The following is a 24127-nucleotide window of genomic DNA, read 5'->3' as shown; positions in this document are numbered from 1 at the left end:
AGCCGGCCTTGCAAAGAGGCCCCAAAGGATAGATATGGAAGGTGGGAGGCCGGTCGCGGACGGGCGCCTCGCCAACCCGGTCAGGGCCGGAAGGCAGCAGCCGCAACGAGTTTCCGCACGGGTCGCGGCTCCGGTCTCCCACCTCTCACTCCAGCCCAGCTCATCGGAGGCGCATGGCCGGTCTGTTCGACGACGACGAGACGGACGATCAGCCACAGTCCGAGACGCCGCCGCCGGGGCCGTCGCTGTTCGGCGACGACGAATTGCCCGAGGCCGCCGCGCCGGTCCATGCCGAATCCTACCGCGTCCTCGCCCGCAAATACCGCCCGACCACGTTCGATGACCTGATCGGCCAGGACGGGCTGGTCCGCACGCTGCGCAACGCCTTCGCGATGAACCGCATCGCCCATGCCTTCATGCTCACCGGCGTGCGCGGTGTCGGCAAGACGACGACGGCGCGGATCCTCGCCCGCGCGCTCAACTGCACCGGGGCGGACGGGCAGGGCGGCCCCACCCCCGATCCCTGCGGCGTCTGCGACAATTGCGTGGCGATCCTCGCCGACCGCCATCCCGATGTCGTCGAGATGGACGCGGCCTCGAACACCGGCGTGGACGACGTGCGCGAGATCATCGAGGCGACGCGCTTCCGCCCGATGATCGCCCGCACCAAGGTCTTCATCGTCGATGAGGTCCACATGCTCTCGCGCAACGCGTTCAACGCGCTGCTCAAGACGCTGGAGGAACCGCCGCCGCACGTGAAATTCGTGTTCGCCACCACGGAAATCCGCAAGGTGCCGATCACCGTGCTCTCCCGCTGCCAGCGTTTCGATCTCAAGCGCGTGCCGGTGGAGGTGCTGGCCGCGCATTTCGCCCGCATCGCGGAGAAGGAAACCGTCGCTGTCGAAGCCGGCGCGCTCGAGGCCATCGCCCGCGCTGCCGACGGATCGGTGCGCGACGGGCTTTCCCTGCTCGACCAAGCGATCGCCCGCGCCGACGAGGGCGCACCCGTGACCGCCGACCTCGTGGCCGACATGCTCGGCCTTGCCGATCGCGGCCTCGTCTTCGACCTGCTCGATGCCGTCGCCGCCGGCAATCCGGCCGGCGCCCTCGGGGTGATGGACCGCGCCCATGAAGCTGGCGCCGACCCTATGCTGGTGATGCAGGACCTGCTCGGCCTCGCCCATACGCTCTCGCGCCTCAAGGCGATCCCGGCCCTGACCGAGGGCAGCGACTTGCCCGAGCTTGACCGGGCCCGCGGCGCGCCTTTGGCCGCGCGGCTTTCGGTGCCGTTTCTCGGCCGGCTCTGGCAGATGCTGCTCAAGGGCATCGCCGAGGTGGAACAGGCGACCGATCGCCGCGCCGCCGCCGACATGATCCTGATCCGCCTCTGCTACGTCTCCGACCTGCCGCCACCCGGCGAACTGGTCCGCCGCCTCGCCGGCGAGGGGGCTTCGCTGCGCGCGGGCGCGGCACCCGCCCTCGCGCCCGCCACCGCGCCCGCCCCCACGCCGGCTCAAGGGCCCGCCGCATCGGCATCGACGTCCGCTTCACCGGGCCCGGCGCCGCTTGCGGTGGTGAATGGCGCCCCGCTCGCCCAGGCTGAAGCTGCGGCCCCTGCTGAACCTACCCCGGCCGCTGCCCCGCGCCTGGCCCGGTTCGAGGATGTCATCGCCCTCGCCGGCGAGAAGCGCGATGCCCTGCTGTATGCCCATCTCCGCCACGATGCCCGGCTGGTGCGCTTCGCCCCGCCGGTGATCGAGCTCAACCTCGCGCCCGAGGCCCCGCGCGATCTTTCGTCCCGCCTCGCGAAATTTCTCGAGGCCGAAACCGGACGGCGCTGGACCATCGCGCTCTCCCGCGCCGCCGGCGCGCCGAGCATGGTCGAGGCCGAAACCACGGCGCGTGAGACCGCGCGCGACGAGGCGCTGGACCATCCGCTGGTCAGGGCCATCTTCGAGACGTTTCCGGGGGCGAAGATCGCCAGTGTGGAGGTCGACGCGCCGGCCGCCCTTGCCGAGCCGCCCGCGATGGATGATGACCGTTTCGACGATGTCCCGCCGATTTCCGACGACGACATTGCCGATGCCATGGAGATCGACTGATGAAGAACCTCGCCGGCCTGATGAAGCAGGCCCAGCAGATGCAGCAGAACATGCAGGAGATGCAGTCGCGTCTCGAAGCCATGGACATCCGGGGCGAGGCCGGCGCCGGCCTGGTCAGGGTCACGCTCTCCGGCAAGGGCGAGATGAAGGGGATCGAGATCGACCCCAAGCTGATCGACCCGAGCGACGCCGAAATGCTCCAGGACCTGATCCTCGCTGCCCATCGCGACGCCAAGTCGCGGCTGGAGGCGGTGGCCGCCGAGGAGATGCAGAAGGTGACCGGCGGAATTTCGCTTCCCCCCGGCATGAAACTGCCGTTCTGAGGCCGCGCGCTCAGGTCTTCCCGCGATGATGGGCCCGGAGATCGAACGGCTGGTCGGGCTGATGGCGCGGTTGCCTGGGCTTGGCCCACGTTCGGCGCGGCGCATCGTGCTGAAGCTGATGTCCGAGCGCGAGCAGCGCCTGCTGCCGCTGATCGCCGCCCTCGATGCCGCCTGCCAGCGCGTCGCGGTCTGCCCCACCTGCGGCGGGCTCGACTCGCAACAGCCCTGCGTGATCTGTGCCGACATCGCCCGCGAGCCGCTGATCTGCGTGGTCGAATCGGTGGCGGACCAATGGGCGCTGGAGCGCGCCGCCGTCTATCGCGGCCGCTATCACGTCCTCGGCGGATTGCTCTCGGCCATCGCCGGCCGCGGCCCCGAGGAACTGGGGATCGACCGGCTGCTCGCCCGGCTCGACGGGTCGGTGCGCGAGGTGATCCTCGCCCTGCCGGCCACCGTCGATGGCCAGGCGACCGCGCATTACCTTACCGAACGCCTCGCGACCTGCGGCGCCATCGTCACCCGCCTCGCCCAGGGCGTGCCCGTCGGCGGCAGCATCGAAATCCTCGACGAGGGCACGCTCGCCCTCGCCCTGTCAGCCCGTCGCGCCGCCGGATGATGCAGCTGATCCGCAACGGCCGCGACCTCAGGGTCGATTTCTTCCGCGGCATCGCCCTGTTCTGCATCTTTCTCGATCACATCCCGCACGACACGCTGGCCCGCTTCACCGTGCGCAACCTCGCACTGAACGACGCGACGGAAATCTTCATCCTGCTCGCCGGCTTCGCCGCCGCCCTCGTCTACGGTCGCAAGCTGGACCGCGCCGGGCCGCTCTCCGCCTCGGCGGACATGCTCAAGCGCGCCTGGACGCTCTATATCGCGCATATCTTCCTCTTCGTGCTGTTCGCCGCCCAGGTGGCCTTCGCCGCAACCTGGCTTGGCCGGCCGCAATACCTCTCCGGCGTTGGCATCGACCATCTGGCGACACGGCCGCTTGCCGCGATCGTCGAGGCGGTACCGCTGCTCTACCAGCCGGCCTATCTCAACGTGCTGCCGCTCTATGTCGCGATCATGGGCGGGCTGGCGCCGCTGCTCTTCATGCTCCGCTTCCCGCGCACGCTGCTCGCGCTCAGCGTGGCACTCTATGTTGGCGCGCGGATCTATGGCTGGAACCTGCCGACGCATGGCGGCCATGGCTGGTTCTTCAACCCGTTCACCTGGCAACTGCTGTTCGTGCTCGGCATGCTGTTCTCCCGCCACGGCAGGCCGGCGCTGCCCGGTGTCCCGACCGACATCGCCGCGGTGCTGCTGCTGCTGCTCGGCTTCGGGATACTGCTCACCACCTGGCTCGAACCCTCGCTCGCCCGCCACATTCCCGCGGCGCTGCGGCCCTTGGTCCGCAACATCGACAAGACCGGGCTTCATCCCTACCGGCTGATCTCGATCCTGTCGCTGGCCTGGCTCGCCGCCCGCCACCTGCGCGCCGATGCGCGGCTGCTGGATGCCCGGCTGTCGCGCGTGTTCATCCTGATCGGCCAGTATGGCCTGCCGACCTACTGCGCCAGCATCCTGCTGTCCTATGCCGGGCGGATCGTGATGGATACCGATCACGGCTGGGCGATGCAGATCATCGTCAACCTCGCCGGCCTTGCCGCCCTTTTCGGCGTCGCCGCGCTTTCTGCCTGGTACAGGGTCAAGGATGCCAAACCGTCCGTTGCGTAGTCTCATCCTCATTCTCGCGCTCGCCTGGGCCGGCGTTGCCGCCGCCGCCCCCGCCTGCCCGGCCGTGCCGGCGCAATATCTGCGCCTGCCGCATCTGCGCGCGGCGATCCATCGCGGCCAGCCGGTGGTGATCGCGGCGATCGGGTCGTCGTCCACCTGGGGGGCGATGGCGCACGATATCGGCGACTCCTATCCCGCGATGCTCCAGGACGAGCTGGGCGACCGCCTGCCGGATGCGGAGATCAGCGTGATCAACCGTGGCATCAGCGGCGAGGACGCGCTGCGCGAGGACCGCCGGATGGAGCGCGACGTGCTCGCCTTGCGGCCCGCGCTCGTGATCTGGCAGGTCGGCGCCAACGCGGCGATGCGCGGCGAGTCGCCGGACCGTTTCGCCGCGCTGGTCGAGCAGGGATTGCGCCGGCTGCGCGCCGCCGATCTCGACGTGGTGCTGATGGACAACCAGCGCTCGCGCCGTCTGCTGGGCGCGCCTGACAATGCGCGGATCAACGCGGCCCTTGCCCATCTCGCCCGGCGTTACCGGGTCGGGCTGTTCTCGCGTGATGGGCTGATGCGCGCCTGGACCCGCGCCGGTGCTGCCCCCGCCAGCTTCCTCGCCGCGGATGGCATGCACATGAACGACCGCGGCTATGCCTGTACCGCCGCGGCACTGGCCGATTCGATCGTCGCTGCTGTGCGATAGAGCACTACATCCGATCCGAAAGGATCGGATGATGCTCCAGGTGTCGATCAAGCGCTTGCGGTCATGATCCGGGTCGGCCATGGCGGGCCCGCCTCATCGGGCCGACCCTCGATCCGTGCATGGCGGTCTCTGGTTTGAACCCCTCCGGAAGGGGTGTGCGTCAGCGCGAGGCCCGCGCGGTGTCCTTGGTCACGGTCGGGTCGTCGGCCAGTTTCGGATTGCCCCGGCGCAGCCGGTGCTCGCCGAGCAGCAGCAGGATCGGCGCCGCGATATAGATCGACGACGAGGTGCCGACGACGATGCCGAACAGCATCACCCAGGCGAAGCCGGAGAGCGAGGCGCCGCCGAACAGGGCGAGCGGCAGGGCGGCGAGGAACACCGTGCTGGAGGTGCCGAGCGTGCGGTTGAGGGTTTCGTTGATCGACAGGTCGATCAGCTCGCGCAGCGGCATCGTCTTGTATTTGCGCAGGTTTTCCCGCATCCGGTCATAGACCACGACCTTGTCGTTGGTCGAATAGCCGATCACGGTCAGGATCGCGGCGATGGTCACGAGGTCGAAGGGCAGGCGGGTGATGACCATGAAGCCGATCGTCTTGGTCACGTCGAGGATCAGCGTCGCCACCGCGCCGACGGCGAACTGCCACTCGAAGCGGAACCAGATATAGACGAGGATCATCAGGAAGCTGATCCCGAGCGCGATCAGCCCCTGCTGGAACAGCGTCGCCGAGACCGAGGCGCCGATCGCCTGGGTCGAGAGGATCTTCGCACCGGGCAGGTTCTGCTTCACCACCCCTTCGGCGGCGGCGAGGGATTTCTGCGTATCCTTCGCGTTGTCCTGCGATTCGAGGCTGATCAGCACGCCCTTGTTGCCGCCGAAGCTCTGCAGCGAGGCGCCGGGGAGATGGGCGGCCGCGAGTTCCGCGCGCAGCTTCGTGAAGTCCGGCGTCTGCGGGGTCGCCACCTGGATGACGACGCCGCCGCGGAAATCGAGGCCGAGATTGAGGCCGGGATGGAAGAACAGGATCAGCGACGCGGTCGAGAGGATGGCCGAGACCGCGAGGCCGATGAACCGTCCCTTCATGAACTGGATGCGCGTGCCGTCCGGCACCAGGCGGAAGGCGGGGCGGGTGAGGAACTTCATGGCGCGGGCCTCAGAGAACCGGCAGCGCGGCGGGACGGCGCGCGACATACCAGCGCGCCGTGATCAGCCGGACCAGCACGGTCGACGTGAACAGGGTTGTGATGATGCCGACACAGATGGTCACCGCGAAGCCGCGCACCGGCGGCGATCCGAAGATGAACAGCATGATGTGGGCGAGCAGCGTGGTCACGTTACTGTCGATGATGGTGCTGTAGGCGCGCTTGTAGCCGGCCTCGAGGGCTGCGAGCGGCTTGCGGCCGAGCTTGACCTCCTCGCGCACGCGCTCGTTGATCAGCACGTTGGAGTCCACCGCCATGCCGAGCGTCAGCAGGATGCCCGCCATGCCCGGCAGCGTCAGCGTCGCCCCCATCAGCGACAGAACAGCGATCAGCAGCAGCAGGTTGACCACGAGGGCGAGGTTCGCGAACCAGCCGAACAGGCCGTAGAAACTCGCCATGAAGGTGATGACCAGCAGGAAGCCCACCGCCAGCGAGATGACGCCGGCGCGGATCGCGTCGGCCCCGAGTTCCGGCCCGACGCTCTGCTGCTCGACCACCTTGAGCGGGGCGGGCAGGGCGCCCGCGCGCAGCAGGAGCGCAAGGTCGGATGCGCTCTTGGCGGTGAAACTGCCCGAAATCTGCCCCCGCCCGCCGACGATCGGCGTGCGGATGACCGGCGCCTCGATGATCTTGTGATCGAGCTCGATCGCGAACAGCTTGCCGACATTGTGAGTGGTGATGTTGGCAAACTTGCGGGCGCCGACACTGTTGAAGGTGAAGTTGACCACCCATTGCCCGCTCTGCGGATCCTGCCCGGCCTGGGCGTTGGTCAGGTCCGCGCCGTCGACCGCGACGCGCGAGCGGATCGCGAGCTTCCGGCCGCTGCCATCGCTCATCGGCAGGATCTCGACGCCGGGGGGCGGCACCTTGGTCTCCGGGTTCACATCCTCGGCGACCATGTGGAAGGTCATGTGCGCGGTCTTGCCGAGCAGCGCCTTGATCTGGTTCGGGTCGGACACGCCGGGCAGCTGGATGACGATCTGGTCCGCCCCCTGCCGGGCGATCTGCGGGTCGACCACGCCGCTGCCGTCGATGCGGCGGCCGATGATCGTGATCGACTGGGCGATGGCCTGGGTCTGCTTGGCGATCAGCGCCGGGCGGGAGAGGGTGAGCGTCGTCGCACCCGCATCCGTCACCTTCACGTCGAGGTCGGGCACGCCGCCGGCGGCGGCCACCGGCGAGACGAGTTTCGCAAGCAGCTGGCGCACCTTTGCGGCATCCGCCGGCTTGACCAGGTTGAACTGCACCCGCTGCGCCGCGACATCGCCACCGAGGTCGGTATAGCCGATATCGGCCTGCAACAGGGTGTGGCGCACCTCGTCGGTGAGGTTGGCGAGCTGTTCCTTCACCACCGCGTTCATGTCGATCTGCATCAGCAGGTAGGAACCGCCGCGCAGGTCGAGCCCGAGATGGATCTGCGGCCAGGGAATGCCCGGAACCGGGCGCTTGACCAGGTTCGGCAGCGTGAGCAGCACGCCGATCGCGCAGAACAGCACGATCAGGGTGGTTTTCAGGCGCGTGAAGTAAAGCATGACAGGCGAAGGGCTCCCAACGGCGACGCAGGGGTGGTATGGCGGCCTCGGCTTGCCGGTGCAAGCCCGCTTCTGTCAGGAACGAAACGCGATGCAGAAACTTCGGGTTGGGGTGATCGGGGTCGGCCATTTCGGCCGCTACCATGCGTTGAAGACGGCGGCCGCCGCGCGGGCGGATCTCGTCGGCGTTTCCGACCCCGACATGACCCGCGCCGCCGCGGTGGCGGCGGAGGCCGGCTGCGCCGCGCTCCCGCTCGAGGCGCTGATCGCGGCGTCGGAGGCGCTGATCATCGCCTCGCCCGCCGATACCCATTTCGCCCTTGCCTCCCGCGCGCTGGAGGCCGGGCGCCACGTTCTCGTCGAAAAGCCGATCGCCGCGACGGTGGACGAGGCCGAAATCCTCGGCCGTCTCGCCCGCGCGCGCGGCCTTGTCCTGCAGGTCGGCCATCTCGAGCGGTTTTCCGCTGCCCACGGCGCCGTCGCGGCGCGGATGGGCAAGCCGCTCTATATCGAGGCGGTGCGGATCGCCCCCTTCAAGCCGCGCGGCACCGATGTGTCCGTGATTCTCGACCTGATGATCCACGATCTCGACCTGATCCTCGCCCTCGTGGCCCAGCCGGTCGAGAGCATCGATGCCGTCGGCGCCGCTGTCGCCAGCGCGCATGAGGACATCGCCAATGCCCGCGTGCGCTTCGCCAATGGCTGCGTCGCCACCGTGACCGCGAGCCGCATCTCGATGAAGACCGAGCGGCGGATGCGGATCTTTTCCGAGGCCGGGTATCTGGCGGTCGATTTCGCCGCGCGTCGGCTCAGCCTTGTCGGGCGGGGTCAGGAAGGCGGGCTGCGGATGCCTGGATTCGAGGCGTTCGGCATCGAGGAGGCGAGCTGGGAGGATCACGACGCCCTCGCCGCCGAGCACGAGGCCTTCCATGCCGCCTGTCTCGACGGGGCGCCGGTCCTCGTTGATGCCGAGGCGGGGCGGCTCGCTCTCGAAGCTGCGATCGGCGTCAGCCGTTCGATCACGGAAAGCCGGGCGCGGGCCGAGGCGTCGGGTTTGATCTCCCCGCGCTGAGGCCGGCCGAGTCGGTTCCGCCGGTCCCGGGCCTCAGCCTTCCGGATGAACCGGTATCCCCCGCCCGATCCTTGATCGTTGCGCTGGCGACTGGACTTTTAGAAATCCGTTGTTGACGCGCGAAGCCGCCTGCCGCTACGTCCTTCACGTGTCTGAAACAGCGCTTCCGCTTCCGGCGATTCGCATACGTGGCCGCACCTTCATGGCCATGGTGGTCATGCCGGAACCCCCTTTCCCCGCATGGCTCGATGCGCTCGACCGCCAGATCGGGCGGTCGGTCGGGTTTTTCGAGGGGCGTCCGGTCGTGGTCAACCTGTCTCTCCTCGCCGCTGGCGAGGATGACGTGCCGGCGGTTCTCGGGGCGCTCGAAGCGCGCGACCTGCGGATCATCGGCGTCGAGGGGATCGACATGGAACGGCTGCGGGAGACCCCGTGGTACGGCGTCAACCTCGCGCCGCCGGGCCGCGAGGGGCGTGGTGACCGCGAGATCGAGATTCCGGAGCACAGCGAACCGCCGCCGCCCGAGCCGCCGCCTGCCGCGCCGTCCCGCCCATCGCTGCTGATCGACCGCCCGGTGCGGTCCGGCCAGTCGATCGTGTTCGAGGACGGCGACATCACCGTGATCGGGCCGGTCGCCTCCGGTGCGGAGCTGATCGCCGGCGGTTCGATCCACGTATACGGCACGCTGCGCGGCCGCGCCGTCGCGGGTATCGCGAGCGGCCACAAGGCCCGTATTTTCTGCTCCCGCCTTGCCGCCGAGTTGCTGGCGATCGATGGTCTATACCGCACGGCGGATCATTGGGGGACCGGGCTGCAAGGGCGGGCCGTTCAGGTCTGGCTGCATGACAAGGAGCTGCGCCTCGCAGCATTGGGATAGGAATCAACTCATGGCGAAGGTTCTCGTGGTCACATCGGGCAAGGGCGGCGTCGGCAAGACGACCTCCTCTGCCGCTCTTGGCGCGGCGCTCGCCCAGACGGGGCAGAATGTCGCCGTCGTCGATTTCGATGTCGGCCTGCGCAATCTCGACCTCATCATGGGCGCGGAGCGGCGGGTCGTCTTCGATCTGGTCAATGTCGTGCAGGGGGATGCCAAGCTGGCGCAGGCGCTGATCCGCGACAAGCGGGTCGATACGCTGTCGCTGCTTCCCGCCTCGCAGACCCGCGACAAGGACGCGCTCACACCCGAAGGCGTCGAGCGGGTGATCGACGAATTGCGCGAGAAGTTCGACTGGATCATCTGCGACAGCCCGGCCGGCATCGAGCGCGGCGCGACGCTCGCGATGCGCCATGCCGATGTCGCGATCGTCGTCACCAATCCGGAAGTCTCCTCGGTGCGCGACTCCGACCGGATCATCGGCCTGCTCGATTCGAAGACGGTGCGGGCCGAGGCCGGCGAGATCGTCGAAAAGCACCTGCTGCTGACCCGCTACGATGCGGGCCGCGCCGCCCGCGGCGAGATGCTGAAGGTGGACGATATCCTCGAAATCCTTGCCATCCCGCTCATCGGCATCATCCCCGACAGTGAAGACGTGCTGCGCGCCTCGAATGTCGGCTGCCCGGTCACGCTGCACGACCCGTCCTGCGCCCCTGCCAGGGCCTATAGCGAGTCGGCCCGCCGCCTGCTGGGCGAGAAGATCGAGATCGTCGCCCCCGCCGAGAAGAAGACCCTCATGAGCCGCCTGTTTGGCAGGAAGGTCGCATGAGCCTGTTCAATTTTTTCACCCGGTCGCGCAACACCGCGCCGGTCGCCCGCGAGCGGCTGCAATTGCTGCTCGCGCATGAGCGCGCCCTGTCCGGCAAGTCGGACCTCGCGGTGGTGCTGCAGGAGGAAATCCTCGCGGTGATCGCCAAGCACGTCTCCATCGACCGCGAAAAGGTCAATGTGAAGCTCGGCCGGGACGGGACGATGTCCACCCTCGAGATCGACATCGAGATACCGCAGACGGCGCTCGTAAAGAACTGATATTGCCGGGCAGCCATAAGCGGCAAATGACCGGACGATGACTTGATGTCGGCCTGAGCTTCGGCTACACCCTCGTTGCGCGAGCGACAGCGCGCCCAGGTAGCTCAGTTGGTAGAGCATGCGACTGAAAATCGCAGTGTCGGTGGTTCGATTCCGCCCCTGGGCACCATCCTCTCCCCAATTTTAAATCCACCCCAGAGCGCCGGCTAATCGGATCGAACACATCTCGATTGGGCATGTTCACGCCCGTGCCGCCGCATGGCTCGTCCTCGCTCATATCCGCCTGCTCACACGGAAAATCGCCGCCAGAGCACTCTCCGATCCATCAGGATCGGAACGTGCTCTAACGATAGCCACTCTGGCATTCGGACCCGGGCTCTGTTGCCAAACCATGACCTCGGTTCACATCCCGGGGCAGAGAGGAAATCGCGGGCCCCGCCGGCCCGCCGGCGAGACAGCCCGCAACATCACCACCTACTCGCCGCAGCTTGGCCGCCTCGTCAGCCATTCGCGAACCTCGTGGAGAATCTCGTCCGACAGTGTCCGGTCGTCGGTCAGCCGCGCCAGGGTCATGGCGCCCACCATCGCCGCCCAGGTTCCGATCGCAGCGCGGCGGCGGTCCTCCTCGGTCGCGCCGGCGACGAGATGGCTGATCGCGCCGATCTGGCGCTTCAGCCCCGCCGTCATTTCACCCCGGGCGGCGCCGGGCTGGCGGATCGTCTCGGAAGCCAGAGCCACAACCGGGCAGCCGCGCGCAAACTCGGCCCGATGAGCGGGCGAGAGATACCGCTTCACGAAGGTCGGCAAATCGTCGGGTAGCGCCCGCGTGCTGCAAAGGGCGACAGCCAAGGCTTCCCCGATTAGTTCGTCCTTGCTGCTGAAATAGCCGTAGAAGCCGCCATGCGTGAGGCCCGCGGCCTTCATCACGTCCGTGACGGTTACCGCCTCGAAGCCGCGCTCGCGAAACAGCCTGCCAGCAGCCTCCAGAATCGTCTTTCTGTTTTCCGCGACCTGTTCCTTGCTCACCCGCATATTTGACAAGATACATGATGCTCGTCATAAATCAATACATGATGATTATCATGAATAATCCGAAGGAACGGGTTCGATGGGTCTCGGACCGGCCATCCCGATTGCCGGCGCCTCGAACGGCATGACGATCGAAATGCTGTCCGCGGATCTGACTGAAGATGATGATGACCTGGCGCGGGCCGAGGCAGGGCGTCGCGCTGACGCGCGCCGGGCGATGATGCTCAAATTATTAACAAGATAGAGCCCGACATCCGATCCGGATGGATCGGAACGTGCTCCAGTTTTCTCGAATCGCGCAGGAAAGGAAACCGCAATGGACGTCATACGCAACAATCCCGATGGCCATGATGGGCTGGCCCAGCTTCAGGCCCTCCTCAAAGCCGGCAACAATCCACCCATCGGCAGGACGATGGATTTCAGGCTGATCGAAATCGAGAAAGGCCGGGCCGTTTTCGAGGGAGAGCCCGGCCCGGAAGTGCTGAACCCGATCGGGTCGGTCCATGGCGGCTACGCTGCGACACTCCTCGACAGCGCCTGCGGCTGCGCGGCCCATTCGATGCTCAGTCCAATCCAAGGCTACACGACCCTTGAACTCAAGGTGTCCTATCACCGCCCGCTGAGCCCGGATAGCGGGACCGTGCGCGCCGAAGGCAAGATCCTGTCGATCGGCCGCCGCACCGCCTTTGCCGAAGCCCGGCTGACCGATTCGGCTGGAAAGCTCTGTGCCTCCGCAACGTCAACGCTGCTCGTCTTCGACATGCCCACCGCGCCGGCCTGATGCATTCCGCGCGCTGCCGGCCGTCCCATCCCGAGGAAAGTACGAAATGAGCTATCCGACAGACGATCGGACCATCGACGTGCCGGATCATCCGCAGCCCCGACCGATCACCGGCAGGCGCTCCGCCGATGTGCCCCGGCGTTTCGGCAAGAGGATGCTGCTGTTGGCGGCTGGCATCGCGCTGCTTGCGGCCAGTGCCTGGTATGCGGCGAACTGGTGGGTGGCCGGGCGCTTCGTCGAAACCACGGATGACGCCTATGTCGGTGGCGACGTGACGCCGATCGCCCCGCACATATCCGGATACATCCAGTCGATCCTGGTGCACGACAACCAGTATGTCCGGGCCGGCCAGCCCCTGGTTCGCCTCGATCCGGCCGACTATCTGGCCGCACTCGACCACGCACGCGCCGCCGTCGCCGAACGCAAGGCCGCCGTCGCCGCGTTGCAGGCCAGATACGAACTCCAGCACACCGCGATCCGTCAGGCGGAGGCGAACCTTGCCGCGAGGCAGGCGGAAGCCACCTTCGCCGCGCAGGAAGCGACACGTTACCGGAGCCTCGCCAACAACGACGCCGGTTCACGGCAGGATGCCCAGCGAGCCCTCGCCGGAGTGCACAAGGCGGCCGCTTCCGTCAATGCGGCAACGGCGGCGGTCGTCGTCTCGAAACAGCTTCTTTCGGTACTCCAGACGCGGATAACAGGCGCCAAAGCGGCAATAAGGGCTGCTGAGGCCGATTTCAGGATTGCCCGGCTGCGCCTCGGATACACGACGATCGATTCACCGGTCGACGGATATGTCGGCGATCGGTCGGCGCAGGCAGGCGCCTATGTGCCGGCGGGAACGAACCTGCTTTCCGTCGTCCCGGCACGCGGGCTCTGGGTCGACGCCAACTTCAAGGAGAGTGACCTGCATCGGATGCGGCCTGGCGATCCGGCCACGATCGTCGCCGACGTGTCGCCCGGGCGGGTCCTGCATGGCCATGTGGCGAGCCTCGCCCCCGCGACCGGTGCCGTGTTCAGCGTCATTCCGCCGCAGAACGCGACCGGCAACTTCACCAAGATCGTCCAGCGCGTGCCCGTTCGCATCGTTCTCGACGGCGACACATCGACCCTCGGCCTGCTGCGTCCGGGCCTCTCGGCGTCGGTTTCGGTGAACACGAAACGCCTGCCCGCCAACCGGCATTCCTGAGGCGCGCGCCGGTGAACAATCTCAGCGCCATCGTTCCGTTCGCGATCATGTGCGTGGGCATGTTCATCGCGCTGCTCGATATCCAGATCGTGGCGTCGTCCCTGCAGGAAATCGGTGGCGGCCTGTCCGCCGCACAGGACCAGATCAGCTGGCTGCAGACCGCCTACCTCATCGCCGAAATCATCATGATTCCGCTTTCGGGATGGCTGACACGCCTCTTTTCCACACGGTGGCTGTTCGCCGGATCGGCGCTCGGGTTCACATGCGCCTCGATGCTCTGCGGCCTCGCCTGGAACATCGACAGCATGATCGTCTTCCGCGCCCTGCAGGGAATGCTCGGTGCGTCGATGATCCCCACCGTCTTCACCTCCTCGTTCCACTATTTTCCCGGCCCGAAGCGGGTCTACGCCGCCGCGGTGATCGGCACCATCGCCTCCGTCGCGCCAACCCTCGGCCCGGTCATCGGCGGGTGGATCACCGACACGCTGGACTGGCACTGGCTTTTCTACGTCAATCTCGTGCCCGGGTTGCTCGTCGCCTTCGTCGTGGCGCTGCGCGTCGACATCGATGAGGCCGACCTCTCGCTCCTCGGCGATGCCGACTATCCCGGCATCGCTCTGATGGCCGCAGCGCTCGGCACGCTCGAATACGTGCTCGAAGAAGGTGCGCGCTGGAACTGGTTCAGCGACGAGACGATCCGTCTCTGCGCCATCGTCTCTGCGATAACCGGCATCCTGTTCGTCGTCAGGAGTCTCACCTACGAGCATCCGGTTGTCGATCTGCGCGCCCTGCGCAACCGCAATTTCCTGATCGGCTGCATCCTCTCCTTCGTCACCGGCATCGGTATCTTCTCGACCATCTACCTCGAGCCGCTGTTTCTCGGCTACGTGCGCGGATTTTCCGCCTGGCAGACCGGCGTTGCCATCTTCTCGACCGGCGTGGCCTCGCTGATCGGGGTTCCCATCTATATCGCGCTCGCCCGGAAATTCGACGGGAGATGGCTGATGATGTTCGGGCTTGGCTGCTTCGGTCTCGCCATGTGGAGCTTCAGCCTGATTACCCACGACTGGGGCGGCGACCAGCTGCTGGTGCCGCAGATCCTGCGCGGCTTCCCGCAGGTTTTCGCTGTCGCGCCGAGCGTTACCCTCGGGCTCGGCAGCCTTCCTGCCGCGCGACTGAAATATGCAAGCGGTCTCTTCAACATGATGCGCAATCTCGGCGGAGCGGTTGGCATCGCGGTATGCGGCGCCGTCCTGAATGACCGGACCAACATGCATTTCCTCGCGATCGCGACCAACCTGACGCCCGCGAATGACGCGATGGACCGCCTCGTCGCGGCAACAAGCACACACCTTGCAACGCTGCTCGGCTCCGCTCCCGCGGGTCACGTCGCCGCGCTTGCGCAATTGCGGGCCCTTGCCTACCGCGAGGCGTCGACCATGGCCTATGCCGATGCCTTTCGGGCCGTGATGCTCGCCTTCGTCATCGCCGCCCCACTCGTGTTGCTGATGCGGAAGGTCGCGGCTCCGGCGGCCCCCGCAACCGGTTCACATTGACGCCCCGCTTCACCACGAAGACCCCTGTCATGACCGGACACCGCAATGCGCGTGCGTGTTGTCGGGGATGGCGCGACGGGCGGTTATTTCGGTGCAAGGCAGGTTCAGGCCGGGCGAGACATCACCTTCCTGGTCCGACCTGGCCGCACATCCGAACGACGATCGATCACATCGACAAACCGAGCAGCTCGATCCGATCAGATGCTACCATCTGATCGGATGATGCTGCGAGCGGGTTACCTCAACGGCACACTGAGTGTCAGCACGACCTTGCCGGCCTCGCCGACATTGCGGGCGTAGACGTCATGGGTGAAGAACATGTTCATCTTGTAGCCTTTGCCCTGATAGGCGACATCCGCCCCCAGCGCGAAGGATTCGGGCGACCCGCCATTGAGCGCCGCCGGGCCTGAATCCGCCGTGATCTGCTTGTAGAAATACGAGACCGGCCCGATCGACCAGTGACCGAAACTGCGCATCGCGGTGAAGTCCCAATCCATCGTCGTGCCATTGGTATAATGCGTGGTGCTGTTCTCGAAATTCTTGTCCAGCGTCACGTGCACCGTGAATTGGTAGGGGCCGGGGAGCCAGCTGACGGACATGTCCGGCTCGATCGTCCAATGATTTTGCCCGGTATTCACCTTGGCCGTGTTGCTGTACTGGCCGTTAGGCGGATAGAAGCCGAAATCGGCATCGAGGAACACATGATGGCCGAGATCCCAGCTCAATGAAAGCGGCGTGAACTCGGTATCAACGAGGCCGGTGCGGCTGAAGGTCTTGCTACCGGCCGCCCTGGGCGTGGTGAGGCTGACATTCAGCCAGCCGAGAGAGCGGATGAACATGCCATAGCGGGCGCCGAGGATCCGGATGTCGGGAATGTAGGCGATCGAGCCGGTGGCGCCCCAGATATTGGCATGGGCGCCGGTGAAATGGCCGTCCCCGCTCACCGGGCGGGACTGGGTGTAGCTCGGCTTGAAGGTGAGATACACGCCAGGCGGCGGCAGCAGGCCCGTCGGCTGGCCGAGCGTATTGCCAACCGGATATTCCGGATTGCTGCCGACCATCGCCGCCTTGGCGGGCAACGACATCGCGGCCAGGCCAATGCCGGCCAGCATGAAACGAAATCCTGTCTTCATTGGAAACCTCCCTTGTTACGTTGGATTTGAGATGCTCGTCGGATCAGGGCTTGGCGCGGGCGAATGAGGCAGGCTCAAACCCGGCGCCGGTATCGCGGGCCTGCCGATAGGCGGCGAAGCGCGCGGCGCTTGCTTCAGGAAACAGCAGCAGGAAGCTGGCCAGCCCGCCGGCGAGCAGGATCACCCCGCCCAGCCCGAAGGCGATGGCAAAGCCCAGCGGCGCATTGCCCGGGTAGGCGCCGATGATCCAGCCGTTGATGAAGGTGGAAAAGAACGCGGAGATCGAGGTGGCGGAGATGATCACCACCACCAGCCGGGCGCGCTGGCGGGACGGCGCGATCGCGGCGAGGATCACCGGCCCGAAGATCGTTGTCAGGCTCGGCACCGAAAAGGCGATGGCCAGGAAGCAGGTCTGCACCACGCCGGCAGGGCTTCGCACCGCGGCGAGCAAGGCGGCGCCACTCACCAGCATCGCGAGGCCAGAACTCCAGCCCAGGCAGATGCGGGCACTCCAGCCGCGCTGGCGCATCGTATGCGTCAGCCAGGAGCCGAGGATGAGCGCCGGAGACTGGATCACGTAGATGGCGGAGATGATCCAGTCGGCCTTCAGCGGCGCATAGCCCAGCCCCAGCCGCAGAAAGGGCGGCAGCCAGACCGCGGCCATGCCGATGACCCAATAGCCGAAAAAGGCGATGAGCATGACGCCGATGACCGTGCGGTCCAGCCAGAGCAGGCGGAACGGCAACGGGGTTTCATGTGCCACGGGGGCGGCGTGCTGGCCGGCAAGCGGTCCCTCGCGCCCGATCAGCGCGAACAGCACCATCCAGACCAGGCTCAGAACCCCGCACACCAGGAAGCAGGAGCGCCAGCCGGCATGCACCACAAACCAGCTGAGCAGCGGCCCGCCGATGAGAAAGCCGGCGCTGATGCCTTGCAGAATGAAGGCGGAGGGAAGGTTGCGGCGATGGTCGGGAAACCATTCGTAGGCGGCGGTCATCGCCGTGGCCAGTGCCGCGCCCTCGCCGATGCCCAGCAGCAACCGGCAGGCGATGATGATTGGCAAGGAATGGGTGAAGGCGACGGGCAGCTGGCTCGCCGTCCAGATGCCAGCGAGGGTCAGCAGGATATGTTTGGACCGGTAGCGCCCGACGAAGAGCGTGCCGATCACCGTGCCGCCGACCGCGAAAAACAGAAAGAACGCCGCGCCGATCAAGCCGAACTGCTTGGGGGTGAGGCTGAATTCATGCATCATCGGCACGCCCGAGACGCCGAAGGCCAGCTTGTCGAAGAAGTTCAGCGTCTGAAACACGAACAGCAGCGCCACGATCATGTAGGCGCGCGTCGGAATTGCCGGCATTTGCCCGGCCTCGCCTGGACCATTCATTTTTAGTCTCCCCATTATTTTTGGACGTGCCGCGCGCGGGCGGTTTGCCGGCGCGGCTGTTAGAGCATCACGCCTCCTGCGCGACCGGATTACGGAGAATGCCCAGCCGGTCGATCTCGACCTCGACGACATCGCCCGGCTTCATCCAGAGCGGCGGGTTGCGCTTGGCGCCGACGCCGCCCGGCGTGCCGCTGACGATTACATCGCCGGCCTCAAGCCGGGTGAATTGCGAGCAATAATCGATCTGGGTGCCGATATCGAAGATCATCTGCTTGAACAGTGCCTCCTGCACCACCTCGCCGTTGAGGCGCGTCTGCAGGCGCAGCTCCGCCAGCGGTCCCAGCTCATCGGGTGTCATCATCCACGGGCCGAAGGCGCCGGTATCGGGAAAATTCTTGCCCGGCGTGAACTGCATCGTGTGGCGCTGGAAATCGCGCACACTGGCATCGTTGTAGCAGGCGTAGCCGGCGATATGCGCCATCGCCGCGGCGCGGGGAATATAACGGCCGGGCGTGCCGATGATGACGGCCAGTTCGCCCTCGTAATCGAGATCGTTGGAGAGTTTGGGCCGCAGGATCGGCGCCATGTGGCCAATCTGGCTGTTGGCGAAGCGGGCGAAGATGGTGGGGTGCGCAACCTCCGGCCGCCCGGTCTCCTGGCGGTGCATCTCATAGTTCAGACCGACGCAAAGAATTTTGTCCGGGTTGGGGATCACCGGCAGGAAGCTCAGCGCCTGCAGCGGCGTGGCTCGCGCCTGTGCGCGGGCCTCCGCCACCCCGGCCATCCCGGCGGCGATGGCGGATTTGAGGTCGGGATAATGCGCCTGCAGGACGCTCCCGACATCGAAGAACATCTCTCCCTCGATCACGCCCCAATGCGGGGCATCGGCGATTTTAACCGTGGCAAGCTTCATGTTTGACTTCCTGATGGATGGGTTCGGCGCAGGCGAGCTGCGCCCGGCAGGAGGCGAGCAGCGCCGGCAGCGCCTTGGCGTTCGCCGCCGTGCCAAAGACGTAATGATCGGGACGTACCAGCACGGCCTGGGCCTGATGACGGTCGAACCAGGCGGCCACGACGCCGTCCTGTTCCTCAAGCGCGCCCGGCAGCGCCGCCCCAGCCGGGGCGATGGCGTACAGGCCGATATCGTCCGCTGGCGTCAGCAAGGCGGCAAGATCCGGTGCCCGCAGGACGCGACCATCCAGAATCAGCCGCCAGCCGGTGCCGGTCAGCGTGTCGAGCAGCGCGGTGCCGCCCTCCCGGCGGATTAACGGCTGCGCAAACAACAGCCCGCGCCCGGGGTTGCCCGGCGCCGCGAGCAGGCCGGTTTCCAGCGGCGGCACAATGTCCTGGCGCGTCACATGCGGCGGGGTGCCGCCGCCCTGGGCCAGCAAATCGGCATCGCGCGCCGCCGCCAGCGCCGGGTCCCGCTCGCAGATCATCTGGCCGATCGCCTTGATCTTGCCGGTCAATGTCTCGACATGCCGGCGCCGCTCCGCCTCGTAGCTGTCGAGCAGCGCCAGCGGCGATCGCCCGCGCAGCACGCGCTCCAGCTTCCAGACCAGATTGGTGACATCGCGCAGCCCCTGGCACATGCCCTGGCCGATGAAAGGCGGTTGCTGGTGCGCGGCATCGCCGGCGATGAGAACGCGCCCGCGCCGCCAGCTTTGCGCCACCAGAGCATGGAACCGGTAGGCGGCGGCGCGCCACAGCTCGCCTTCGCTGGGCGCCATGAAACCGGCCAGCAGGCGCCAGACCTGCTCCGGCGCCGCCATCTCCCGCGGGTTTTCGCCAGGCAGCAGCATGATCTCCCAGCGCCGGTGATTGCCCGGCCCGATGATGTAGGTGGTCGGCCGCGCCGGGTCGCAGAATTGCGCCGAGCATTGCGGCAGCCTGGCCAGCGCCGCGTCGCCGCAGCGTATATCCACCACCAGCCAGGGCTCATCGAAAATCAGGTCGCGCAGCGCCATATCGGCCAGCTGTCGCACGGTGCTGGAGGCGCCATCGCAGCCGAGCAGGAATTTGCCGCGGATCTGGCGCTGCGTGCCATCTTCGGCGCGCAGCGTGGCGCGGATCTCTTGGCCGCTCTCTTGGCCGCGTTCCTCGAAGCCGATCAGTTCCGCGCCGGTGACGATGCTGACAGTGGCGAAACGCGCCGCATGCACGCGCAGCGCCGCCTCCACCGGCGGCTGGCTGAAGACCATGCTGGGCGTGTAGCCCAGCGGATAAGGCGGCTGCACCATGTCGATGGTGCGGATCAACTGGCCTTGCGCGCCGAAATGCTGCGAGGCGGTGAAGGGCGCGACATGAGGCCGCACCGCGTCCGCCACACCCATATTGTCGAAATGCCTGAAAATTTCATGATCGAGCGCGATCGCGCGGGGCTTGTCATAGACCTCGGTCTGTCGTTCGACCACAAGCACGCGCAAGCCATACGCCCCCAGCAGCCCGGCCGCCGTCGCCCCGGAAGGACCGAAGCCGGCAACCACGACATCGAAGAGCTCATCTGCGTATGTCACGACGTCACCCTTGTCTCGTTAGAGCACGTTCCGATCCATCAGGATCGGATGTCGTGCTCTATCTTGTTGATAATAAGAGCATTTTTATTCGATGAGATGATTCTATCTCATCGGATGATGCTCTAGATCAGACGCACAGGCGAAGCCGATGGCGAGCTGCGCGGCCTTACAGGCGGGGGTCTTCGGCGGTGCGACGCCCCAATGATCGGTACGGCCGGGCGGCCAGACCCAGTCTTGCGGGCCCCGGACGCGGTAGCTCTCATCCACCTGCAGCACCTCGGCGGTGTATTCGACCACGACATCGTCCGGCCCGACGAAATAGGCGAACACATTATCGCCCGGCCCGTGCCGTCCCGGCCCCCAGCCGATGCCACAGCCATGATCCACCACATGCCCGGCACCGCGCATCACCGATTCAAGATCCGGCAGCAGGAATGCGACATGGTTGAGCCCGTTCACCGGCGCCTGCGCGAGCACAATGGCGTGGTGGTCGCTGTTGCAGCTCAGGAAGGTCATGGCCTGGGAGCGGTCGGTCAGGCGGAAGCCCAGAACCTCCTGCCAGAAGCGGGACAGATCCTCGATTGCGGCGCTGTTGATGTTCACATGCGCCAGCCGCAGCGGCCGGTTGGGCCGTATGCTGCCCTCGCGGCGCGCATCGCCATGCACAAATTCCAGCGTGCAGCCTTGCGGTTCGCGGACGATGAAATGGGTGCCGCCGGCTGGCCCATGGTCCGGTCCGGGCGGTTGCAGGATGGTGCAGCCCGCTTGCACACAGGCTTCGTAGAGCCGGGGCAGATCCGCCGCGGCGCGCACCCGGAAGCTGACGGCGTCCAAGGCGGCGCGCGCGCCGGCGCGCAATTCCAGCACATAGGCATCGTCGCCGCTGGCGGCCAGATAGGCGCGGCCGGGCGCTTGCGCCACCAGCTCCAGCTGCCAGGTTTCGGTATAGAAGGCGCAGGCCGCCTCCAGGCCCGGTGTGGAAAGCGCCACGCTGCGGAGCGCGGCAACGGGGTAATCAGGCGGCATCTTGCACCTCACCCATGGCCAGGAAGGCGAGCGCGTTGCGCTGGATCAGACGCTGGCGCAACGCCGCGTCGGGACATGCGGCGTTGACCTGATCGCACGGCGCCGCCTCGCTGAAATTGAATGGATAATCGGTGCCGAGCATGACCCGCTCGGCCCCGAACAGCGTGACCAGCCGGGAAAGCCAGTCCGGCTCGAACACCAGGGAGTCCACGTAGAGCCGGCGCGCGGTGATGGTCGGGCACTCATCCAGCGCCTCGCGCAGGGCCGGAAACACCTCATAGCCGCGCCGCAACCGGGGCAGCAGCGCGGCGAAGCTGCCGCCGCCATGGCTGAAGCCCAGCCGCAGACCGGGACAATCCCGGACCAGGCCGCCGGTGATCGCGGAGGCGAGGGCCAGCCCGACATCCGTGGGATAGCCGAGCACCTGCTGCAGGGGCGCGGGGCCGACCAGCCGTGCCATGCCCGCCGGGCGCACGGCATGCACGAACACCGCCGCCCCCAGCCGCGCGGCCTCGGTGAAGAACGGCCGCAGCCGTGGATCGCCGATCGGCATTTCGTTGATATTGCTGCCGATCTCGACACCGCGAAACCCGGGAATGGCCATGACCCGGCGCAGTTCCTCGACCGCCAGATCGAGATCCTGCAAAGGCACCCCCGCCAGACCGACGAAGCGTCCCTGCCCTTCGCCGAGCAATGCCGCGATCATATCGTTGACATGGCGGATCAGCGCTGCCCCCGCCTGGGCCGGGAGCCAATAGCTGAACAGCTCCGGCATCGGCGAGAGCGCCTGCACGGCAATGCCCATGCGGTCCATGTCCTCAAGCCGTCGACGTGCCTCCCAGCACGCGGCGGAGACGGTGCGATACGGCTTGGCGTCGATGATCAACGTGCCGTGGCCGCAGCCATCCTGGCGCAGGCTGGGCCAGCCGGCCTGCATCCCCGCCGGTGCGGCCGGAAAGCTGGAGGGCACGATATGGCAATGCACATCTACCCCCGCACAGCCACAGGCTTTGATTGACCAAGCTTTCGCCATTTCCCCCTCGTTCGCTACCCTCGATAAAATGCACAAAACTACCATCGAAGCAATAAATTTATAAATTTTTTTGTTTGAGAGTTTTTTGTATAAGCAACAACATGATCGACCCAGCCAAAGAGCCCCCCGACAACGCCACGACCCTGGCAACCAGCATCTATGAGCGGCTGAAGAATGATATTCTGGCCGCGCGGCTTGAGCCGGGACAGAAACTCTCCTTGCGTTTCCTGATGGACCAGTACGGAACCGGGCAAACCCCGCTGCGCGAGGCGCTGAACCGGCTGGTCATCGAGGAGCTGGTGATCGGCCGCGAACAGCGCGGCTTTTCGGTGACGCCGATCAGCCTGGAGGAGTTGAACGAGCTGACCCGCACGCGCTGCTGGGTGGAAGGGCTGGGGCTGCGCGAATCGATGCAGAACGCCACGCCGGCCTGGGAGGAGGCGCTGCTGGTGGCGCATCACCGCCTCGCCCGCACACCGCGCTCGCTGAATCCCGAGCAATTCGAGGATAACCCCGCTTGGGAGGTGCTGCACCGGGCGTTTCACGACCGGCTGATCGAAAACTGCGCCTCACGGCCCTTGATCGGCTTCTGCATGCAGCTGGCCGACCGGCTCTACCGCTACCGGATGATTTCCATTCGCAAGGTGTTCCGGGTGCGCAAGGTCAGCGCCGAGCATGACGCCATTTTGCAGGCGGTGCTGAGCCATGACCAGGAGCAGGCGGTTTCGTTGCTGCAGGCGCATTACATGCGCACCGCGACGGTGATCGAAGCGGATCTGCGTAACGCCGCCTTGTCACTCGCGGGATAGGCGGAGCCGGATGGGAAAGTGTGTAAGCGACCAAAGCGGTCTCCAAGGAAAAGTAAGATGCTGATTTTATGATCTGAATGGTTCAGGATAACTCAAAAAATGATCAATCGGGACCGTTATATGCCCTATGGAGGCATAAATATTCAGTCGTGCAGAAATAAATAAATTTTCCATGCGAGTTCTTTTGCTGGTCTTGATCAAAAAATATATTTTTATATATTACCATGACTACGAGACGTCTGATTCAAGTCTGTTCGGAGGACTTGGAACATGGCGGAACTATTCTGGCTGAACGACACTAGAGCACGTTCCGATCCATCCGGATCGGATGTTGTGCTCTATCTTGTTGATAATTAGAGCATCTTTATCCGATCAGAAGATTCCATCTGATCGGATAAAGATGCTCTAAATGGGCTGCGATCGAACCATTGCTGCCGAAGCTTGGCGGCAAGCCTCGGGTTGATGACCGCCGGGTGCTGAGCGGCATCCTGCATCGCTTTCGCGAGGGCTTGCGATGGCGAGCGCTTCCTGAGGCCTATGGGCCACGAACCACGGTGTTCAACCGGTTCAACCGCTGGAGCCAGCGTGGCCTCTGGCAGGAGATCTTCGCGGCCCTTGTCGCCTGCGCGGTGTAGCGCGAGGATCTGGCTGAGACGCGCGCAACCCGCGAACGTGCTGAAACCGGCCCTTGCGGCTGCCAGCGCAACGCCGTCTGCTCATCCTGATTGACGCCGGATCCTCACGTTGATCGCCGCGCGACACCGAACACAAAGTCCGCGCGGGTGATCCGCTCGCCCACCTTGCTGGCGGGCATTGCCATCTGTACTCATTGCGGTGCGGGCATGACGCTGCGGAACGGCAAGGACTATGCCATCACACCTGCGCCGCACGCGCCCAGAAGGGGCCTACGCGCTGTTCTTGCCGACCTACCGACCTGCCGAACGACGCCATTACTCTTGTTCGAGAGTGGCGTCCCCGGCGGGATTCGAACCCACGGCCCCAGGATTAGGAATCCTGTGCTCTATCCGGCTGAGCTACGGAGACGTGAGGGTAATATAGC

General features: G+C 66.0%; 24 protein-coding genes, 2 tRNA genes and 1 other RNA gene. 17 read left to right on the top strand and 10 right to left on the bottom strand.

Annotated features, from left to right (window positions below; genetic code table 11):
- Window positions 1–44 precede the first annotated feature (44 nt).
- The 6 genes from ffs to HUW10_RS09225 all read left to right on the top strand — a co-directional run bounded on the left by ffs (window position 45) and on the right by HUW10_RS09225 (window position 4844).
- An RNA gene (ffs, locus tag HUW10_RS09250) (signal recognition particle sRNA small type) lies at window positions 45–142 on the top strand.
- 31 nt (window positions 143–173) lie between these two features.
- Window positions 174–2102, top strand: a complete 1929-nt coding sequence (locus HUW10_RS09245) for a DNA polymerase III subunit gamma/tau (protein WP_174503230.1) — start codon at window positions 174–176, stop codon at window positions 2100–2102.
- Window positions 2102–2425, top strand: a complete 324-nt coding sequence (locus HUW10_RS09240) for a YbaB/EbfC family nucleoid-associated protein (protein ID WP_174503229.1) — start codon at window positions 2102–2104, stop codon at window positions 2423–2425. Before HUW10_RS09245 ends, HUW10_RS09240 begins: the two co-directional genes overlap by 1 nt.
- A gap of 25 nt (window positions 2426–2450) precedes the next feature.
- Window positions 2451–3041 (top strand): recombination mediator RecR, encoded by a 591-nt coding sequence (gene recR, locus HUW10_RS09235; RefSeq protein ID WP_174503228.1) that lies wholly within the window; start codon window positions 2451–2453, stop codon window positions 3039–3041.
- On the top strand, window positions 3038–4144 hold the full coding sequence (locus HUW10_RS09230) for an OpgC domain-containing protein (RefSeq protein ID WP_174503227.1): 1107 nt from the start codon (window positions 3038–3040) through the stop codon (window positions 4142–4144). The genes recR and HUW10_RS09230 overlap by 4 nt, the downstream gene beginning before the upstream one ends.
- A complete protein-coding gene (locus HUW10_RS09225; protein ID WP_236656307.1) occupies window positions 4137–4844 on the top strand; it encodes an SGNH/GDSL hydrolase family protein in 708 nt (235 codons plus the stop codon). The genes HUW10_RS09230 and HUW10_RS09225 overlap by 8 nt, the downstream gene beginning before the upstream one ends.
- Window positions 4845–5004: 160 nt before the next feature.
- Here HUW10_RS09225 and secF read toward each other — a convergent pair whose 3' ends face one another.
- Window positions 5005–5985, bottom strand: a complete 981-nt coding sequence (gene secF, locus HUW10_RS09220) for a protein translocase subunit SecF (protein ID WP_174504822.1) — start codon at window positions 5983–5985, stop codon at window positions 5005–5007.
- A gap of 10 nt (window positions 5986–5995) precedes the next feature.
- Complete coding sequence (secD, locus tag HUW10_RS09215; RefSeq protein ID WP_174503225.1) at window positions 5996–7576, bottom strand: protein translocase subunit SecD; 1581 nt, start codon at window positions 7574–7576, stop codon at window positions 5996–5998.
- Between the two features lie 91 nt (window positions 7577–7667).
- Between secD and HUW10_RS09210 the strand changes: the two genes are divergently transcribed.
- From HUW10_RS09210 to HUW10_RS09190, 5 genes are all read left to right on the top strand, one after another.
- Entirely contained in the window at window positions 7668–8648 is a 981-nt protein-coding gene (locus tag HUW10_RS09210; RefSeq protein ID WP_174504821.1) for a Gfo/Idh/MocA family protein, read from the top strand.
- Window positions 8649–8865: 217 nt separating this feature from the next.
- Window positions 8866–9525 carry a septum site-determining protein MinC gene (gene minC / locus HUW10_RS09205; RefSeq protein WP_236656306.1) on the top strand — a complete coding sequence of 220 codons (660 nt, stop codon included), beginning with the start codon at window positions 8866–8868 and terminating at the stop codon, window positions 9523–9525.
- A gap of 10 nt (window positions 9526–9535) precedes the next feature.
- Window positions 9536–10351 carry a septum site-determining protein MinD gene (gene minD, locus HUW10_RS09200; RefSeq protein ID WP_174503224.1) on the top strand — a complete coding sequence of 272 codons (816 nt, stop codon included), beginning with the start codon at window positions 9536–9538 and terminating at the stop codon, window positions 10349–10351.
- Window positions 10348–10611 (top strand): cell division topological specificity factor MinE, encoded by a 264-nt coding sequence (gene minE, locus HUW10_RS09195; RefSeq protein WP_174503223.1) that lies wholly within the window; start codon window positions 10348–10350, stop codon window positions 10609–10611. The genes minD and minE overlap by 4 nt, the downstream gene beginning before the upstream one ends.
- 93 nt (window positions 10612–10704) lie before the next feature.
- Window positions 10705–10780: transfer RNA gene (locus HUW10_RS09190), tRNA-Phe, on the top strand.
- Window positions 10781–11085: 305 nt separating this feature from the next.
- Here HUW10_RS09190 and HUW10_RS09185 read toward each other — a convergent pair.
- Window positions 11086–11643 (bottom strand): TetR/AcrR family transcriptional regulator, encoded by a 558-nt coding sequence (locus HUW10_RS09185; protein WP_174504819.1) that lies wholly within the window; start codon window positions 11641–11643, stop codon window positions 11086–11088.
- A gap of 76 nt (window positions 11644–11719) precedes the next feature.
- Between HUW10_RS09185 and HUW10_RS09180 the strand changes: the two genes are divergently transcribed.
- From HUW10_RS09180 to HUW10_RS09165, 4 genes are all read left to right on the top strand, one after another.
- On the top strand, window positions 11720–11884 hold the full coding sequence (locus HUW10_RS09180; protein ID WP_174503222.1) for a hypothetical protein: 165 nt from the start codon (window positions 11720–11722) through the stop codon (window positions 11882–11884).
- Window positions 11885–11956: 72 nt separating this feature from the next.
- Window positions 11957–12421 (top strand): PaaI family thioesterase, encoded by a 465-nt coding sequence (locus tag HUW10_RS09175; RefSeq protein WP_174503221.1) that lies wholly within the window; start codon window positions 11957–11959, stop codon window positions 12419–12421.
- Window positions 12422–12467: 46 nt separating this feature from the next.
- Window positions 12468–13610: an HlyD family secretion protein gene (locus HUW10_RS09170; protein WP_174503220.1), complete on the top strand. Its 1143-nt coding sequence runs from the start codon at window positions 12468–12470 to the stop codon at window positions 13608–13610.
- An 11-nt stretch (window positions 13611–13621) separates the two neighbouring features.
- Window positions 13622–15166, top strand: a complete 1545-nt coding sequence (locus HUW10_RS09165; RefSeq protein ID WP_236656304.1) for a DHA2 family efflux MFS transporter permease subunit — start codon at window positions 13622–13624, stop codon at window positions 15164–15166.
- 236 nt (window positions 15167–15402) lie between these two features.
- On the opposite strand, the gene HUW10_RS09160 is transcribed toward HUW10_RS09165, so the two are convergent.
- The 6 genes from HUW10_RS09160 to HUW10_RS09135 all read right to left on the bottom strand — a co-directional run bounded on the left by HUW10_RS09160 (window position 15403) and on the right by HUW10_RS09135 (window position 22258).
- Window positions 15403–16299, bottom strand: a complete 897-nt coding sequence (locus tag HUW10_RS09160; RefSeq protein ID WP_174503219.1) for a transporter — start codon at window positions 16297–16299, stop codon at window positions 15403–15405.
- 43 nt (window positions 16300–16342) lie between these two features.
- The gene (locus tag HUW10_RS09155; RefSeq protein WP_174503218.1) at window positions 16343–17683 is read right to left on the bottom strand and encodes an MFS transporter; all 1341 of its coding nucleotides are present in this window, start codon (window positions 17681–17683) and stop codon (window positions 16343–16345) included.
- Between the two features lie 67 nt (window positions 17684–17750).
- Window positions 17751–18596, bottom strand: a complete 846-nt coding sequence (locus HUW10_RS09150; protein WP_174503217.1) for a fumarylacetoacetate hydrolase family protein — start codon at window positions 18594–18596, stop codon at window positions 17751–17753.
- Window positions 18577–20199, bottom strand: a complete 1623-nt coding sequence (locus HUW10_RS09145) for a bifunctional 3-(3-hydroxy-phenyl)propionate/3-hydroxycinnamic acid hydroxylase (RefSeq protein WP_174503216.1) — start codon at window positions 20197–20199, stop codon at window positions 18577–18579. Before HUW10_RS09145 ends, HUW10_RS09150 begins: the two co-directional genes overlap by 20 nt.
- Window positions 20200–20301: 102 nt before the next feature.
- Window positions 20302–21225 carry a VOC family protein gene (locus tag HUW10_RS09140; RefSeq protein WP_174503215.1) on the bottom strand — a complete coding sequence of 308 codons (924 nt, stop codon included), beginning with the start codon at window positions 21223–21225 and terminating at the stop codon, window positions 20302–20304.
- Window positions 21215–22258, bottom strand: a complete 1044-nt coding sequence (locus tag HUW10_RS09135; protein ID WP_174503214.1) for an amidohydrolase family protein — start codon at window positions 22256–22258, stop codon at window positions 21215–21217. The genes HUW10_RS09140 and HUW10_RS09135 overlap by 11 nt, the downstream gene beginning before the upstream one ends.
- 101 nt (window positions 22259–22359) lie before the next feature.
- On the opposite strand from HUW10_RS09135, the gene HUW10_RS09130 reads away from it, so the two are divergent.
- Together HUW10_RS09130 and HUW10_RS09125 are read left to right on the top strand one after the other, a co-directional pair.
- A complete protein-coding gene (locus tag HUW10_RS09130) occupies window positions 22360–23067 on the top strand; it encodes a GntR family transcriptional regulator (RefSeq protein ID WP_174503213.1) in 708 nt (235 codons plus the stop codon).
- 419 nt (window positions 23068–23486) lie between these two features.
- On the top strand, window positions 23487–23702 hold the full coding sequence (locus HUW10_RS09125) for a transposase (protein WP_371808645.1): 216 nt from the start codon (window positions 23487–23489) through the stop codon (window positions 23700–23702).
- Window positions 23703–24034: 332 nt separating this feature from the next.
- On the opposite strand, the gene HUW10_RS09120 is transcribed toward HUW10_RS09125, so the two are convergent.
- Window positions 24035–24111 (bottom strand) — tRNA-Arg (locus HUW10_RS09120).
- Window positions 24112–24127: the final 16 nt, after the last annotated feature.

This window comes from Acidiphilium sp. C61, from assembly GCF_905116885.1.
Taxonomy (GTDB): domain Bacteria; phylum Pseudomonadota; class Alphaproteobacteria; order Acetobacterales; family Acetobacteraceae; genus Acidiphilium.
The sequence above is the reverse complement of the archived record's forward strand: the minus strand, read 5'-3'. Positions and strand labels throughout refer to the sequence as shown.

Excerpts from the sequence above, each read along its gene's own strand:
- HUW10_RS09170 (WP_174503220.1), top strand. The coding sequence starts at position 12,468 with ATGAGCTATCCGACAGACGATCGGACCATCGACGTGCCGGATCATCCG.
- HUW10_RS09240 (WP_174503229.1), top strand. The coding sequence starts at position 2,102 with ATGAAGAACCTCGCCGGCCTGATGAAGCAGGCCCAGCAGATGCAGCAG.
- recR (WP_174503228.1), top strand. The coding sequence starts at position 2,451 with ATGATGGGCCCGGAGATCGAACGGCTGGTCGGGCTGATGGCGCGGTTG.
- minE (WP_174503223.1), top strand. The coding sequence starts at position 10,348 with ATGAGCCTGTTCAATTTTTTCACCCGGTCGCGCAACACCGCGCCGGTC.
- HUW10_RS09160 (WP_174503219.1), bottom strand. The coding sequence starts at position 16,299 with ATGAAGACAGGATTTCGTTTCATGCTGGCCGGCATTGGCCTGGCCGCG.
- HUW10_RS09180 (WP_174503222.1), top strand. The coding sequence starts at position 11,720 with ATGGGTCTCGGACCGGCCATCCCGATTGCCGGCGCCTCGAACGGCATG.
- secD (WP_174503225.1), bottom strand. The coding sequence starts at position 7,576 with ATGCTTTACTTCACGCGCCTGAAAACCACCCTGATCGTGCTGTTCTGC.
- HUW10_RS09175 (WP_174503221.1), top strand. The coding sequence starts at position 11,957 with ATGGACGTCATACGCAACAATCCCGATGGCCATGATGGGCTGGCCCAG.
- HUW10_RS09135 (WP_174503214.1), bottom strand. The coding sequence starts at position 22,258 with ATGGCGAAAGCTTGGTCAATCAAAGCCTGTGGCTGTGCGGGGGTAGAT.
- HUW10_RS09210 (WP_174504821.1), top strand. The coding sequence starts at position 7,668 with ATGCAGAAACTTCGGGTTGGGGTGATCGGGGTCGGCCATTTCGGCCGC.
- minD (WP_174503224.1), top strand. The coding sequence starts at position 9,536 with ATGGCGAAGGTTCTCGTGGTCACATCGGGCAAGGGCGGCGTCGGCAAG.
- HUW10_RS09130 (WP_174503213.1), top strand. The coding sequence starts at position 22,360 with ATGATCGACCCAGCCAAAGAGCCCCCCGACAACGCCACGACCCTGGCA.
- HUW10_RS09155 (WP_174503218.1), bottom strand. The coding sequence starts at position 17,683 with ATGAATGGTCCAGGCGAGGCCGGGCAAATGCCGGCAATTCCGACGCGC.
- HUW10_RS09150 (WP_174503217.1), bottom strand. The coding sequence starts at position 18,596 with ATGAAGCTTGCCACGGTTAAAATCGCCGATGCCCCGCATTGGGGCGTG.
- HUW10_RS09140 (WP_174503215.1), bottom strand. The coding sequence starts at position 21,225 with ATGCCGCCTGATTACCCCGTTGCCGCGCTCCGCAGCGTGGCGCTTTCC.
- HUW10_RS09185 (WP_174504819.1), bottom strand. The coding sequence starts at position 11,643 with ATGCGGGTGAGCAAGGAACAGGTCGCGGAAAACAGAAAGACGATTCTG.
- HUW10_RS09245 (WP_174503230.1), top strand. The coding sequence starts at position 174 with ATGGCCGGTCTGTTCGACGACGACGAGACGGACGATCAGCCACAGTCC.
- HUW10_RS09230 (WP_174503227.1), top strand. The coding sequence starts at position 3,038 with ATGATGCAGCTGATCCGCAACGGCCGCGACCTCAGGGTCGATTTCTTC.
- minC (WP_236656306.1), top strand. The coding sequence starts at position 8,866 with ATGCCGGAACCCCCTTTCCCCGCATGGCTCGATGCGCTCGACCGCCAG.
- secF (WP_174504822.1), bottom strand. The coding sequence starts at position 5,985 with ATGAAGTTCCTCACCCGCCCCGCCTTCCGCCTGGTGCCGGACGGCACG.